Below are 15804 nucleotides of genomic sequence, written 5' to 3'. Positions count from 1 at the left end.
CGGGGATCAGGCCGTGCCGCCGCCGTTCAGCTCGAACCACACCGCCTTGCCCACTCCGTGCGCCCGTACGCCCCACGCGTCGGCGAGGGACTGCACGAGGACCAGGCCCCTGCCGTGCGTACCGTCGTCGGCGTTCGGTACGCGCGGCTTGGGTCGCCGTCCCACGAAGTCCCGCACCTCCACGCGGAGTCCGCGCGGACTCACGGTCGCGGTGACGATCGCGTCGTGATCGGTGTGCACCAGTGCGTTGGTGACCAGCTCACTGGTGAGCAGCTCCGCCGTCTCCGATCTGCCGGGCACGTCCCAGTGGCTCAGCAGCTCCCGTAGAGCACGCCTGACCTCGGACACGGCCCGCAGGTCCGACCTGCCGAGCCTGCGCCTGAGCTGGACCCGGTCGGGTCCAGCCGACGCCTCTTCGATCGTGTCTTCCCGAACGTTGGATGAAGTGGCCCCGATGCCCCCGGAGCCGCCCCCACGCGCCTGCCTCGTCATGACCCCCGCCCACCAGCCGATGACCTTGCCTCCCTGCTCGAACACGCTCACGGAATGCATGCCCCGGGCCCATGGCGGCACTCCTGTCGAATCGTCAACCACCGTCGGGGGTGCGCCCCGGGCTCACGGGGAAGTGAAGCGGTGGACCCCGCCGCCGAGCGTTCCGAGGAGCCCGAGTGCACGACGACAGACTGCTGGTGGAAGGCCGCCTGGAGCGGGCGCTGCGCCAGTTCATCCGCCCCGCCCAGTACGCGCGGCGGGTGCCGTTGACCCTCTCGGTGTGGCACGCGCCGGGCGAGCCGGTGCCCGTGGCAGAGGCCCTGGAAGCCGCGTACGAGCCCTTCGAGACCGGCACCGCGTGGGGAAATCCCTGGTCGACAAGTTGGTTCCGGATTCAAGGAGAAGTGCCCGACGAGTGGCGCGGGCACCGGGTCGAGGTGGTCGTCGATCCGGGCTTCTCCGGCGAGGGCCCCGGCTTCCAGGCGGAGGGTCTGGTGTACGACGCGGCGGGCGTTCCCCTGAAGGGGATTCACCCGCGCAATCGGCATATTCCGGTGGCCGCCCCCGCGCGGGGCGGCGAGGCGGTGCACCTACTTCTGGAGGCGGCGGCCAATCCCGCCGTCCTGCACGACTTCGTGCCGACCCCCCTCGGCGACGTACTGACCGCAGGCAATACCCCGATCTACCGATTCGCGTCTGCCGATCTCGCCGTACTGGACGAGGACGTCTGGCAGTTGATCCTGGACATCGAGGTCCTCTCCGAGCTCATGGCGGAACTGGACGCCGACCGTCCGCGACGGCACGAGATCCTTCGGGCCCTGGAGGACATGCTCGACGCGCTCGATCTGCACGACGTGTCCGGCACCACCGCCGGGGCCCGCGCCGCGCTCGCCGAGGTCCTTTCGCGGCCCGCCCACGCCAGCGCCCACCGCGTGTCGGCGGCCGGGCACGCGCACATCGACTCGGCCTGGCTGTGGCCGCTGCGCGAGACGGTGCGCAAGGCGTCCCGCACGTTCGCCAATGTGACGGCTCTTGCCGAGGAGTATCCCGAGCTGGTCTTCGCCTGCTCGCAGGCCCAGCAGTACGCCTGGGTGAAGGAGCACCAGCCGCACATCTGGGACCGGATCAAGAAGGCCGTCGCGGACGGGAACTGGGCGCCCGTCGGCTCGATGTGGGTCGAGTCGGACGCCAACATGCCGGGCGGTGAGGCGCTCGCCCGGCAGATCACGCACGGCAGGCGGTTCTTCCGCGAGGAGTTCGGCGTCGAGACGGAGGAGATCTGGCTGCCGGACTCCTTCGGATACACCGCCGCCTTCCCGCAGTTGGCCAAGCTCGCGGGCATCCGCTGGTTCCTCACGCAGAAGCTGAGCTGGAACCAGACCAACAAGATGCCGCACCACACCTTCTGGTGGGAGGGCATCGACGGCACCCGCGTCTTCACCCACTTCCCGCCCGTCGACACCTACAACTCGCAGTTCCACGGCGCCGAACTCGCGCACGCCGAGCGGAACTTCGCCGACAAGGGCCGGGCGACCCGCTCCCTGGTGCCGTTCGGCTGGGGCGACGGCGGGGGCGGCCCCACCCGCGAGATGATGGAGCGGGCCCGGCGCCTGCGCTCCCTGGAGGGCTCGCCGCGCGTCGAGATCGAGAAGCCGTCGGCGTTCTTCGCGGCGGCCGAGGAGGAGTACGGGGCGCGGGCCCCCGTCTGGTCCGGGGAGCTCTACCTGGAGCTGCACCGCGCGACGTACACCACCCAGGCCGCGACCAAGCGTGGCAATCGCCGCAGTGAACACGCCTTGCGCGAGGCGGAGTTGTGGTGCACGGCCGCCGCGGTGCGCGATCCGGCGTACGTCTATCCGTACGACACCCTGGACCGGCTGTGGAAGACGGTCCTGCTGCACCAGTTCCACGACATCCTGCCCGGCTCCTCCATCGCCTGGGTGCACCGCGAGGCACGCGACACCTACGAGCGGGTCATCGCCGAGCTCGGCGAGCTCACCCTGGCGGCCGCGCGGTCGCTCGGCGCGGGCGGCCCCGCCGCGCTGAACGCCTCGCCCTACGCGCGCAGCGAGGTCGTCGAGCGCGATGACGGCACGCTGGTGCACGTCGAGGTGCCCGCGCTCGGCACCCAGAGCCTGGCGGCGGCCGCGGACTCCACCAGGGGGCCCGGCGGGGGCGCGGCCGCCGCGACCGACGGCACGTCGATCGTGCTGTCGAACGAGCACCTGCGCGTCACCGTCGACGCCGAGGGACTGATCACCTCCGTCCACGACACGGCCGAGGGCCGCGAGGTCCTCGCCGCGCCGGGCAACCTCCTCCAGCTGCACCCCGACCACCCCACGCACTACGACGCCTGGGACCTCGACCGGCACTACCGGCACCGGCACACCGACCTCACAGACGCCGAGTCCGTCGAGCTGGTCGAGGACGGGCCGCTGCGCGTGGCGGTCCGCGTGGTGCGCGCCTTCGGGTCCTCACGGATCACGCAGGAGATCCGCCTGGCGGCCGGGAGCAGGCGCGTCGACGTCGTCACCGACGTCGACTGGCGCGAGTCGGAGAAGGTCCTCAAGTCCGCGTTCCCGCTCGACGTGCACGCCGAACGGTCCGCCGCCGAGATCCAGTTCGGCCATGTGCACCGGCCCACCCACGCCAACACCGGGTGGGACGCGGCCCGTTACGAGATCTGTGCGCACCGCTGGCTGCGGGTCGCCGAGGAGGGGTACGGCGTCGCGCTGCTCAACGACTCGACGTACGGCCACGACGTGACGCGCACCGAGCACGACGGCACGCTCGGCACCACCGTCCGGCTCACCCTGCTTCGGGCCCCGCGCAGCCCGGACCCGGAGACCGACCAGGGCACGCACCGCTTCACGTACGCGCTGCTGCCCGGGGCGACGACGGGTGACGCGGTGGCGGAGGGGCTCGCGCTCAACCTGCCGCTGCGGGTGACGGCCGCGCCGGTGCTCGCGTCGCTGGTGGCGGTCGACCATCCGGCCGTCACCGTCGAGTCGGTGAAGCTCGCCGACGACCGCGGCGGCGACGTCGTGGTGCGGCTCTACGAGTCGCAGGGCCGCCGCGCCGCCGCCACCCTCCGTACGTCGTTCCCGGTGGCACGGGCCGAGGTGACCGACCTCCTGGAGCGCCCGCTCGGACCGGCCGAGACCGGTGAGGCGGGGCTCTCGCTCGCGCTGCGGCCGTTCCAGATCGTCACGCTGCGGCTGCGCCCGGCGTGACCGCCGCTCGGCGGGGGCGCGGGCCCCCGCCGAGGTCAGGGCCTCGGGACGTTGCGCAGGTTCGACCGGGCCATCTGCACCATCCGGCCCACCCCGCCGTCCAGCACGATCTTGCTCGCGGAGAGCGCGAAGCCGGTCACCATCTCCGAGCTGATCTTGGGCGGGATCGACAGGGCGTTCGGATCGGTGACGACGTCGACCAGGGCCGGGCCCTTGTGCGCGAAGGCGTCCTTCAGGGCGCCCGCGAGCTGCTTGGGCTTCTCCACGCGTACGCCGTAGGCCCCGCAGGCGCGGGCGACGGCGGCGAAATCGGGGTTGTGGTTGCCCGTTCCGTACGAGGGAAGGCCCGCGACCAGCATCTCCAGCTCGACCATGCCCAGCGAGGAGTTGTTGAAGAGCACGACCTTCACCGGCAGATCGTGCTGGACCAGGGTGAGGAAGTCGCCCATCAGCATCGAGAAGCCGCCGTCGCCCGACATGGAGACGACCTGGCGCTTGCGGTCGGTGAACTGGGCGCCGATCGCCTGCGGCAGCGCGTTCGCCATCGAGCCGTGGCTGAAGGAGCCGATGATGCGGCGCTTGCCGTTCGGGGTGAGGTAGCGGGCCGCCCAGACGTTGCACATGCCGGTGTCGATGGTGAAGACCGCGTCGTCGGCCGCGAGGTCGTCGAGGACCGAGGCGACGTACTCCGGGTGGATCGGTACGTGCTTCTCGACCTTGCGCGTGTACGCCTTGATGACGCCTTCCAGGGCGTCGGCGTGCTTCTTCAGCATCTTGTCGAGGAACTTGCGGTTCGTCTTCGGCGAGACGCGGGGGGTCAGACAGCGCAGCGTCTCGCGGACGTCGCCCCAGACGGCGAGGTCCAGCTTGGAGCGGCGGCCCAGGTTCTCGGGCCTGATGTCCACCTGGACGATCTTGACGTCGTCGGGCAGGAAGGCGTTGTACGGGAAGTCCGTGCCGAGCAGGATGAGCAGATCGCACTCGTGGGTGGCCTCGTACGCGGCGCCGTAGCCGAGCAGGCCGCTCATGCCGACGTCGTACGGGTTGTCGTACTGGATCCACTCCTTGCCGCGCAGGGCGTGGCCGACCGGGGACTTGATCTTCTCGGCGAACTCCATCACCTCGGCGTGCGCGCCCGCCGTGCCGCTGCCGCAGAAGAGCGTGACCTTGTCGGCCTCGTCGATCATCGCGGCGAGCTTCTCGATCTCCGCGTCGCCGGGGCGCACGGTGGGGCGGGAGGTGACGAGCGCGGTCTCGGCCGCCTTGTCCGGGGCGGTCTCGGAGGCGATGTCGCCGGGCAGCGTGACGACGCTGACGCCGTTCTGCCCGACGGCGTGCTGGATGGCGGTCTGCAACAGCCTCGGCATCTGCTTCGGGTTGGAGATCATCTCGCTGTAGTGACTGCACTCGCGGAACAGCTGGTCCGGGTGGGTCTCCTGGAAGTAGCCGAGCCCGATCTCGCTGGAGGGGATGTGCGAGGCGAGGGCCAGGACGGGGGCCATGGAGCGGTGCGCGTCGTACAGGCCGTTGATCAGGTGCAGGTTGCCCGGGCCGCAGGAGCCCGCGCAGGCGGCGAGCTTGCCGGTGACCTGGGCCTCCGCGCCTGCCGCGAAGGCGGCGGTCTCCTCGTGCCTGACCTGGATCCAGTCGATCTGCGGGGTGCGGCGGATCGCGTCCACGACGGGGTTGAGACTGTCCCCGACGACTCCGTACAGACGCTTCACGCCCGCGCGGACGAGGATGTCGACGAACTGCTCGGCGACGTTCTGCTTGGCCATGCTGCGCACCCCTTGTAACCCGTGGACCCGTTGCTCTCCGTTGTTCCCTCTGGGTCCATGAATTCACAGGTGCGGCCTTCATGCCTCCCAAACGGCGGCGGCGGTCCTGTCGTCCGCGTACCCCTTCACCCTGACCTGGATGTCCGCGAGGAACGCGGCGAGCCCCGGCGGACCGCTCTTCTGCCACCTGCGGGTGAGGTGTTCGGACAGCTCGGGCTCGCCGCGCAGCGGTTCGGCGAGGCCGCCGCTGCACAGGACGAGCGCGTCACCCGGCCGGGCGACGGAGGCGCGGAAGCGGAAGGGGTCGCGGGGCGGCTCGGGGGCCGGTTCGTAGGGGCTCGGGGGCGTGGTGATGCCCAGGTCCATGGTGAGCCGGTCGCCCTCCGGGGTCGCCTGGGGCGGCGAGCCGAAACCGACCACGGCGTCGCCCGCGGTGTCGGCGACGCTCGGCTCGATGTCCTGCCACTCGCCGTCCCGCAGCCGGAAGAGGCCGCCCCCGCCGACCCCGAAGAAGACCCGGGTGCGGCACTCGGGGTCGGCGGGCAGCAGCAGACAGCGCAGCGAGGCCGCGTACTCGTCGGGTTCCAGGCCCAGGTCCACGGCGTGGGCGCGGAGCCTGCCGAGGCTGCGGTCGGTGAGGCGGTGCAGTCCCGACTTCAGGTCGCCGCGCCGGGCGGCCCTGATGTCCTCGGCGAGCCGCCGGTGGCTGCGGCCCACGGCCCTGCCGATCCACTGGCAGGCCTCCGCCGCGGCGCGGTGGGCGCCCGGCGTCGCGCGGGCCCCGGTGGCCACGGCGACGAGCACGAGGGCGTTCTCGCCGGTCCCGAAGCGGGCGGTGAGCAGGGCGTCGCGGCGGGGCTCGCCCCGGTACCTGGCGGAGTCCCCGCGCACGGAGGCCGCGCGCAGCGTGCTGGCCCCGTAGCGCGCCCCGTCCAGCACGGTGTCGGCGACGAGGTCCCCGAGGTCGTCCGGATCGGCGGCGGGCAGCACGGTGGGCTCGGCCTCGTAGGTGGGAGGCCCGTCGCCCACGTACTCGGGGACGGCGGGCGCCGCGGGCGCCGTCACGCGGGGCCCCGAGCGGGTGGCGGTCGGCGCCCGCCCGTCCTCGGGCCCGCGCGAGGCGGGGACGGCGGGTCGGGGTTCTTCGGTCGAGGCCGGGGAGTACGCGCCGGAGGAGAAGGTCACGGGCCCGCCGGGCGCGATGGGCGGCTCCCAGGGCGCGGCGGCGACGGGCTCGCGGGGCGCGAATCCCGGCGGGGCGTCGGGTCCGGTACGGAGGGGCTGGGCGGCGTCCACCGGCCGGGGCGGATCGGCACCGGCCGCCGGGCCCGTGAACTCCCCCGAGCCGGAAGACCGCTGCCCCAGCACGGGCGGCCGCCGGGCCGGATCCGCTCCTGACGCGTCGTCGGCTCCCTCACCGACCACCTGCGGAGCCAAGCCGGGCTCTTGGGGCCCGAACTCTCCGCCGAACTCGCCGTACTCGCCGTACGGCGGATCTCGATCCGGCACGGGCGGCGGGGCGGGGGCCTGAGGCTCGAACTCCGCACCGTACTGAGGGCCCTGTCCTGGTACGTGCGGCCGGGACGGAGGCGAGCCTGACGCGTCGGCCGCCTCCCCGCTCCCCGCCCGCGCAGCGAGGCCGGGCCCTTGCGGCTCGAACCCCTCGCCGAATTGCGGATCTTGATCCGGCACGGGCGGCCGGGCGGGGGCCGTACCCGGCCCGCCGACTGCCTCCCCGCCCGCCGCCGGCGAGTCGGAGTCGGGAGCCTGCGGCTCGAACTCCCCCGCGCGCGGCGGGTGCTGAGGCGGCGCGGGCGGTCCAGCGTGGCCGGTGCCCCTCGGCGCGGTGTCGTCCGCCTGTGGCGACTGCTGGGCGCGTGGCTCAGGGGCAGTCGGGAGTGGCGGCGGCGTGAGGCTGCCTCGGGGGCCCGGTGGGGGCTGCCGGGGCTGTGGGGGTTGGGAGGGGTGTGAGGGCGGTGGGGGTTGGGAGGGTAGGGGGGTCGCGTGGGGCGAAGGTGGTGGTGGAGGGGGCGGGTCCGGGGTGCGGAACCCTTCCTTCAGCGTGCCCGCCGCCGAGGCGAACCTGTCGTCGAGAGTGTCCGGCGCGGGTGTCGGACCCGTGTCCTGTGCGGAGTCGTCGTACAGCTGCCCCCACCAGTCGTCGTCGCGACCGGTGCGCCTCTCCCCCTGCTGGCTCATGCCCTTATTGTCCACCGCGAGAGCCGTACGAAAACGGTGCATCCGGAAATTCCGGCCGCCATACGAGTGACACGAAGCCCGCCGGACGGCCCCACCCCCCACGGGAGGACCGCCCGGCGGAACCGGTGTGGCTAGCGCACGTCGTAGGCGCGGGCCACGGTCTGTGTGACGGAGTTTCCCCGGGAATCCGTCAGTTGGGACTTGAGCCAGACCTGCTCGCCCGACGCGCCCGCGTGGTTCACGGTCGCGCGCCATGTGCCGCCCTGTCGGGCGGTGGTGGCCGCCGTCCAGGTCTTGCCCTCGTCGTAGGAGTACGACAGCTTCGCCTCGGTGAGCGAGCCGGGTCTGTACCCCGCGTGCCCCGTAGCGCCGAGTTCAATCCGCTGTCCGTCCTCGGCGGCGAGCGTCTTGTCGCCGTCCTCCGGCACGGCGTACGTCGGGAAGAGCATCGGGATGCCCTGCGAGTACGCGTCCTCGTCCAGGTGCGAGCGGAAGGACCAGGTCGTCTCGGTCCGCGTGGACCGCTTCCAGACCCGCGAGCCGATCTTCGTGGTGGAGAGCGTCAGTTCGTACGCGGAGTCCTCGGCCGGGACCGTGAACACCCCGTAGGGCCAGCCCGACTGCCCCAGGCTCTCGCCGTTCCGCTTGAGCTCCACGGAGCCGATGTCGCCGAAGCTGCCCTGGATCCCGCCGTGTTCGGCGTCGGACCAGAAACCGGGCGCCACGCCGATCAGGTTGCCCTGCCGCTCACCGGCGAGCGCCTGCTTCCCCTCGGCGTCGCGCGGCGTGCCGGGCGTGAGGACCCCGTCGTACCAGGTCTCGCTGCGGCGCTCGCCCTTCTTGTAGGTGCGCACCGGGTCGATCATGAACTCCCCGTACGGGAAGCTGCTGGAGACCTGGTGGCCCCAGCCCGTCGTGCCCGCCGAGTAGTACTCGGTGCGCTTTCCGGGGGCGGGGACGGACGCGAGGTCGCCGAAGTAGACCTCGAGGCCGGTCGGGCGGACCGCCGACGGCAGGTCCACGTAGTCCGTGCGCTCGCCCATCGCCCGGTACGTCGCCGCGTTGGCGGCCAGGTCCTTGTCCCGTACCCGGTAGGTGCGGTCGTCGCGGACCTGGCCGGTCTCGGGGAAGGCGAGGTTGTAGACGTAGGGGCTCTTCGCCGTGGCCCGCCACGTCAGTTCGGCGTCGCCCGCGCCGATCCGGGACAGCAGGTACGCCGCCTCGTCGGTCGGGATGCCGAGCACCGGCAGCGGGGATCCCACGAAGCCCGCGGACGGGTACCAGCGCCCGGGGGCCTCGCGATGGGCGATGACGGCGAGTGCGCCCGCCTTCTTCGCGGCGCTCGCCACGGCGGCAGCGTCACCGGTGTCGGCGACCTTGACCAGGGCGATCTTCCCCTTGACCCCGGCGGCTTCGAGCTCTTCGGGCGTGCCGGTCCGCGCGTCGACGACCGGGGCCCTGCCCGTGCCGTCGAGGTTGGCGGAGCCGGTGGACGCGGTCAGGGGGTGCAGCTTCTTGCCGCCCGCGACGGCGAGTTCGGAGATCTGGGGCGCCGCCGCGCGCCAGTAGCTGCCGGACTCGAAGGTGCCGTCGGACGCCGCGCCCTGGACCGACCGGTAGTAGGAGCGGATCGTGCGCGGGCCCGCCGCGGTGCCCGCGTGCAGCCAGTTGTCCTTGCCCCAGGTACGGGCGAAGGCGAGGGTGGCGCCGCGCACTTCGGACGCCTTGTCGGTCTTGACGTCGACGCGGTGCGCCGTGCGCGCGTCGAGCGTGATCGTGGTGTCCTTCGTCACCTGGACCTGGGGGCGGGCGAGGTGCGTGAGGGAGTCGGTCAGCTTTCCGTCGCCGCCCGCGTCCGGGGTGGCGATGAAGCCGGTCAAGAAGTAGGCGCCGGGGCGTACTTGGTAGGTCTGGTCGTTGGCGCCCTCGTTGAAGCGCCGCTCACCGGTGGCGGTGTCCGTGCCGATGAGGTCCACGGAGGAGGCGCCGTCGGCGGGCTTGCCCGCGCGGTCGACGAGCTTCACGCGGAGGCTGACGGTCTCCGGCTGGACGTAGAGCGAGAACGGGGTGGAGACCTTGGTGCCGCCGTCCGCCGTGGCCAGGACGCGGCCCGTGATGTCGCCGTACTGGGCGCGCTTGAGGCCGGCGTCGGGGGTGAGCTTCAGGGGGACCTTGACGGTGGCCCGTGCCGGGACGGTCACGGTGCGCTCGCCGAGCTTGGCGACCGTGGCGCGCACGGCGGAGCCGTCGTTGCCGGTGACGCCCTGGAGCGACAGCTTCAACTGGACCGACTTGTCGGTGGTGTTGGTGTACGGCACGTCGACGCTCGTGCGGTCGGAGGAGTCCTGCGGCCAGCCGAAGCTGCCGCCCTGGACGGCCGGTGAGCCGAGCACCTTCTGGTCGATCGCGGCCTTGGCGTCGAGCCTGCCGCCGCCGGTCTCGCGGGCGTCACCGGGGATGCCGGTGTCCGCGGACGACACGAGGGCCGCCTTGATCTGGGCCGAACTCCAGTCGGGGTGGCGCTGCTTGACGAGGGCGGCGGCGCCCGCGACGTGCGGGGTCGCCATCGACGTACCGCTCATCGACTGGTACGCGTAGACGCCCCTGCCGCCCGCGGCCGCGGCGGAGATGCCGACGCCGGGCGCGGCGATCTCCGGCTTGAGGGTGTGCGAGCCGTACGCGGGTCCGCGGCTGGAGAAGTTCGCGGTGGTGTCGTCGCGGTCGACGGCGCCGACGGTCAGGACGCTCGGCGCACAGCCGGGCGAGGAGACGGAGTTGAGGCTCGGGCCCGTGTTGCCCGCCGCGATGACGAAGAGGGTGCCCTCGCTCGACCGCGCGAGTTCCTCGGTCGCCGTGCTCATGGGGTCGGTGCAGTCGGTCTGCGCCGGGTTGCCGAGGCTCATGGAGACGACGTCGGCCTTCTGGTCGACCGCCCACTGCATGCCTTCGATGATCCACGAAGTGGCGCCGGAGCCACTGTCGCCCAGGACCTTGCCGTGCAGCAGCTCGGTGCCGGGCGCGACGCCCTTCTTCTTGCCGCCGCTCGCGGCGCCCGAGCCACCGACGGTGGAGGTGGTGTGGGTGCCGTGGCCCTGCCGGTCCTCGTTGTCCGGGGAGTCGGTGAAGTTCTTCGTCGCGCCGATCCGGCCCTTGAGGTCGGGGTGTTCGGCGTCGGCGCCGGTGTCCAGGACGGCGACCTTGGTGCCCTTGCCGTCGTAACCGGCGGCCCACGCCTCGGGGGCGTGCACCTGCTTCGTCGACCGGTCGAGGGTGGCCTCGACCTTGGCGTCGAGCCAGAGCTTCTTCAGGTCGCCCGCGGCACGGGACCTGGGGTTCGCGATGTCCGCCCAGAAGTCGGCGGTCTTCTCCTTGTCGGCCTTCAGCGCGACGCCGTCGACCGGTTCGAGGACGGGACCGCGCTCGGCGCCGCGCGGGGTCGCGGGCAGCGCGCGGGCGACGTCGACGGACTTGTCGTACACGGCGATGAGCGGCAGCTTCTTGGCGTGCGCGTCGTCATAGCCCTGGCGGACGAGGCCGGTGACGTTGAAGAGCTCGGCGTCGACGCGGCCTGCGGCCAGCGCGTGGACGGCTCCCTCGGGGTAGACGTAGAGGTCCTTTCCTGACTGCCGCGTCTGGATCAGGGGCACGGCGCCGTCGGCGCCGGGCAGCGCGGTCGCGCCCGCCCTCCCCTTGCCGTCGGACGTCACGAGGATCCGGTCGCCGGTGACGAGGGTGACGACGGAGCTCCCCTCGCTCCGTGCGGCACTCCCCGTCAGGGGTCTCTCCTGTGCCGTGGCGGCGCGCGGCTCAGCCGCGGACGGCACGGCCGCGGTGACGGCGAGGACGACGGCTGACGCCGCCCCCAAGGCCGTACGCGATATCGGGCGCATCGCTCTCCCAAGATAGATGGGCATGCCAAGACCGCAGGTCGATTCGGACCAAAGGCCGCATACCCGGCTGCTGTTGGTGCTGCGGTGGCGTCACCTTGGCAGAGGGGAGGGTGGTGCGGGGATGATGTCCGGGGGCGGGTTTATGCCGTGGCCGCTTTCCGCCACGGCGCCGCAGGAACGAGCCGTGGGGAGGGACGTCGCCGCATGCTGGCTGCGATCGGTCTGGACGAGACGCACGAATCGGCGTACCGGGCGCTGGTGTCGGTGGGCGCGGCCGACGTGTCCGATCTCGCGCGCAGGCTCACCCTGGGCGAGCCGGAGACCGAGCGTGCCCTTCGCCGCCTGGAGCGGCACGGCCTGGCCGCGCAGGCGTCCGGCAGGGCGGGCCGCTGGGTGGCCGCGCCGCCCGGTGTCGCGCTCGGCGCGCTGCTCACCCAGCAGCGGCACGAGCTGGAGAAGGCGGAGCTGGCGGCCACCCTGCTCGCCGAGGAGTACCGTGCCCAGGCCGCCGAGCCCACCGTCCACGACCTGGTCGAGGTGGTCACCGGGGCGGCCGCCGTCTCGCAGCGCTTCCTCCAGCTCCAGCTGGGCGCGAGCGACGAGGTGTGTGCCCTGGTGACCGGCAGGCCCATCGCGGTCAGCGGCATGGAGAACAGCGCCGAGGAGCAGGCGGCGGGCCGGGGCGTCAGCTACCGGGTGGTGGTCGAGCGGTCCGTCCTCGACCTGCCGACGGGCCTGACCGAGCTGTCGGCGGCGATCGGCCGCGACGAGCGGGTGCGGGTGGTGGACCGCGTCCCGACCAAGCTGGTGATCGCCGACGGCTCGCTCGCGATGGTGCCGCTGACCTCGCGCACCGCCGAGCCCGCCGCCCTGGTGGTGCACGCCAGCGGGCTGCTCGAATCGCTCGCCGGGCTCTTCGAGGCGGTCTGGCGGGACGCGCTGCCGCTGCGCATCGGCGAGGACGGCATGCTCGCCGAGGACGCGCCCGAGGCGCCCGACGGCACCGACCTGGAGATCCTCTCGCTGCTCCTGGCGGGCCTGACCGACGCGAGCGTGGCCAAACAGCTCGATCTGGGGCTGCGTACGGTGCAGCGCAGGGTGAAGCGCCTGATGGAGCTGACCGGCGTCTCCACCCGGCTCCAGCTGGGCTGGCACGCGTACGAGAGGGACTGGGTGGCACGGCGCCCGCGCCCGCCCCAGGACTGAGCCACGCCCGCCCCAGGACTGATCCGCGCCCGCCCCAGGACTAACGTGACCTGCGGTTTCGGTCGATCTCCTGCACGCTTGGCAGATGGGAGCGTGGGAACTCCTGCTGGTCGGCGTGGTCATGCTGCTCGGCCTGTGCGGAGTGCTTGTGCCCGGCGTGCCGGGGCCGTGGCTGGTGTGGGCCGCGGTCCTGTGGTGGGCGCTGCAGGACCCCAACGGGCTGGCCTGGAGCATCCTGGTCGGCGCGAGCGTCGTGCTGCTCGCGGCGCAGGCCGTCCGCTGGCAGCTGCCGCCGCGACGGCTGCGGGAGAGCGGGGCGACGCGCCGGATGGCGTTCTTCGCCGGGACGGGCGCGCTGCTCGGCTTCTGCGTGCTGCCCTTGATCGGGGCGATCCCCGGCTTCATCGGCGGGATCTACACCGGGGAGCGGCTGCGCCTCGGCGGACACGGCGAGGCGGTGACGGCGACGCGGACGGCCATGCGGATGGGCGGGACCAGCGTGCTGACCGAGCTGTTCGCGTGCCTGTTGATCGTGGGGGCGTGGATCGGCGCGGTCTTCTGGGGCTGAGCCGCGCGCCTCACATCGGATCTATGACGGATTTCGTCCGCCTCATTGACGTACTCACGGGCCATCTCTAGCTTTCGGCGAAGAATAGCTCCGATGACTGGAGGCGCGATGCCGAGCCCGTCCAGAAGAACCGTGCTCGCCACCGGGACCGCGCTGGGCGGCGCGCTGGCCGCGGGCGGGTCGCTGCCCGCACAGGCACGGGCACAGGCACGGCCCGCGGGCGGCGGCGACCCCTGGCGCACCGTCCTCGACGACGCCGACCTCGTCTGGCGGGAGATGCCGAAGACCTGGTATGAGGGTCCCTTCCTCGGCAACGGCTTCCTCGGGTCGGGGATCTACGCGGAACCCGGCGCGCAGAGCAAGGCGATCCGCTTCAACGTCCAGCACTCCGAGGTGCAGGACCACCGCCCCGAGTTCGGCTCCCTCTTCGGTCTCGCCAGGCTCCCGATCGGCCACTTCACCCTGGAGCCCGTCGGCACCGTCACCGCCCTCGACTGGCGCCTGCGGCTGCGGGACGCCGAGCTGACCGGCACCCTCACCACCGACAGGGGCACGCTGACGCTGCGCGCCCTGGTGCACGACGCGCGCTCCGTGCTCGCCGTCGAGGTCACCCCGAGCGCGGGCGAGCGCGGCTTCCGGTGGGTCTTCCACCCCGCGGATTCGATCAGCCCACGGGCCGCCTTCAAGCCCGTGCCCGCCGGATACGAGGGCAATCCGCCCGCGGAGGTCGCGGAGCACGGCGGGGTCTCGGCGGCCGTGCAGGCGCTGCGCGCGGGCGGGCAGTACGTCACGGCGTGGCGCGAGCGGCGCGGGGGCGGGCGGCGGACGCTGTACGTGAACGTGGCGCACTCGCACCCACGGACGACAGCCCTCGACCGGGCACTGCGCGCGGTGCGGAGCGCCTCGACGCTCTCGTACGACGAACTCGCCCACCCGCACCGCGCCCGCTGGGACGCCTTCTACCGCAAGAGCTTCCTGTCCCTGCCCGACGCCCGGATGCAGCGCTTCTACTGGATCCAGCTCTACAAGGCGGCTGCCGCGGCCCGCAGGGACGCCCCCGTGATGGCGACGTGCGGCCCCTGGCTGGAGCCCACACCGTGGCCCAACACCTGGTGGAACCTCAACGCGCAGCTGGAGTACTGGCTGATCCACGGCTCCAACCACCTCGAACTCGACGCCCTCACCAGGGCGTTGAGCGAATTCCGCGACAACCTGACCAAGGAGGTGGCGCCCGCCTACCGCACCGACTCGCTCGGCATCCCGCGCACCACCGACCCGTCCCTCGTGAACGGCGCGGCGGTCGCGGACGGCGGCTACGGCGTCGGCGTCCCCGGCCAGGACCCCCCGACGCCCGAGGTCGGCAATCTGACCTGGGCCCTGCACAACGTCTGGCTCAGCTACCGCCACACCATGGACGAGTCGATCCTGCGCGACGTCCTCTTCCCGCTCCTGCGCAAGGCGGTCGCCTACTACCTGCACTTCCTGGCGCCGGGCCCCGACGGGAAACTGCATCTGCCCGCCACGTTCTCGCCCGAGTACGGCGGCAACACGCGCGACTGCAACTACGACCTGATGCTCCTGAAGTGGGGCTGCCGCACCCTGCTCGAATCCGCCGAACTCCTCGGCGTGGACGACGAGTCGGCGCCGCGCTGGCGCGACGTCCTGAACAGGCTCACGCCGTACCCGACGGACGCGAACGGCTACATGATCGGCGCGGACCTCCCCTTCGCGAAGTCCCACCGCCACTACTCCCACCTGCTCGCGGTCTATCCGCTGTACGAGGTCACGGGGCGCACCGCCGACGAACGCGCCCTGATCGAGCGGTCGTTGGCCCACTGGGTCGGCTTCGAAGGCGCCCTGCAGGGCTACACGTTCACCGGCGCGGCCTCCATGTCGGCGCTGCTCGGCAAGGGCGAGGACGCGCTCACGTACCTGCAACAGCTCATGTCCCGCTTCATCCAGGCCAACACCATGTACAAGGAGTCGGGCCCGGTCATCGAGACCCCGCTGTCCGCGGCCCAGTCGCTGCACGACATGGTGTGCCAGTCCTGGGGCGGCGTCATCCGCGTCTTCCCCGCGCTCCCCGCCGCGTGGGCGGACCTCACAGTGCACGGCTTCCGCGCCCAAGGCGCGTTCCTGCTCAGCGCGGTGCGCAAGGGCGGGACGACCCGGTGGGTGCGGCTGGTCAGCGAGGCCGGGGCGCCCTGCGTCGTACGGCACGGCATCCAGGGCCCGATCGACGTGCGGGACGCGCGGGGCAGGCCGCTGCGGTACGAGGACGCGGGCGACGGCACGATCGAGGTCACGCTCCGACGGGGCGGATCCGCGCTCATCACCACCGAGGGCGAACACCCCGACCTGCGGATCACCCCGGTCGAGCCGAACGGCCCCGCGCCCCGCTGGGGGATGCCGGGCCGCTGACGTCCCGGCGCGCGTGC

At 72.6% G+C, this 15804-nt stretch carries 8 protein-coding genes; 4 read left to right on the top strand and 4 right to left on the bottom strand.

What is annotated here, in order from left to right; translation table 11 throughout:
- Positions 1-6: 6 nt before the first annotated feature.
- Entirely contained in the window at positions 7-492 is a 486-nt protein-coding gene (locus tag KY5_RS32430; RefSeq protein ID WP_098247606.1) for an ATP-binding protein, read from the bottom strand.
- A 176-nt stretch (positions 493-668) separates the two neighbouring features.
- Between KY5_RS32430 and KY5_RS32425 the strand changes: the two genes are divergently transcribed.
- Positions 669-3725 (top strand): alpha-mannosidase, encoded by a 3057-nt coding sequence (locus KY5_RS32425; RefSeq protein ID WP_098245544.1) that lies wholly within the window; start codon positions 669-671, stop codon positions 3723-3725.
- 35 nt (positions 3726-3760) lie between these two features.
- Here KY5_RS32425 and KY5_RS32420 read toward each other — a convergent pair whose 3' ends face one another.
- From KY5_RS32420 to KY5_RS32410, 3 genes are all read right to left on the bottom strand, one after another.
- Entirely contained in the window at positions 3761-5503 is a 1743-nt protein-coding gene (locus KY5_RS32420) for a pyruvate dehydrogenase (RefSeq protein ID WP_098247605.1), read from the bottom strand.
- Between the two features lie 78 nt (positions 5504-5581).
- Positions 5582-7702 (bottom strand): protein phosphatase 2C domain-containing protein, encoded by a 2121-nt coding sequence (locus KY5_RS42760; RefSeq protein WP_098245543.1) that lies wholly within the window; start codon positions 7700-7702, stop codon positions 5582-5584.
- A 131-nt stretch (positions 7703-7833) separates the two neighbouring features.
- Complete coding sequence (locus KY5_RS32410) at positions 7834-11592, bottom strand: S8 family peptidase (RefSeq protein ID WP_098245542.1); 3759 nt, start codon at positions 11590-11592, stop codon at positions 7834-7836.
- Positions 11593-11796: 204 nt separating this feature from the next.
- Between KY5_RS32410 and KY5_RS32405 the strand changes: the two genes are divergently transcribed.
- The 3 genes from KY5_RS32405 (at position 11797) to KY5_RS32395 (ending at position 15787) form a co-directional block, all read left to right on the top strand.
- Complete coding sequence (locus KY5_RS32405; RefSeq protein ID WP_098245541.1) at positions 11797-12798, top strand: helix-turn-helix transcriptional regulator; 1002 nt, start codon at positions 11797-11799, stop codon at positions 12796-12798.
- Between the two features lie 85 nt (positions 12799-12883).
- Positions 12884-13366, top strand: coding sequence for a DUF456 domain-containing protein (locus KY5_RS32400; protein ID WP_098245540.1), 483 nt, complete (start codon positions 12884-12886; stop codon positions 13364-13366).
- A gap of 93 nt (positions 13367-13459) precedes the next feature.
- The gene (locus KY5_RS32395) at positions 13460-15787 is read left to right on the top strand and encodes a glycosyl hydrolase family 95 catalytic domain-containing protein (RefSeq protein WP_098245539.1); all 2328 of its coding nucleotides are present in this window, start codon (positions 13460-13462) and stop codon (positions 15785-15787) included.
- The last annotated feature ends 17 nt before the right edge of the window (positions 15788-15804 follow it).

Source organism: Streptomyces formicae, assembly GCF_002556545.1.
In the GTDB taxonomy this organism is placed as follows: domain Bacteria; phylum Actinomycetota; class Actinomycetes; order Streptomycetales; family Streptomycetaceae; genus Streptomyces; species Streptomyces formicae_A.
Note: the sequence above shows the minus strand (reverse complement) of the source record. Positions and strands in the feature narration are given on the sequence as shown.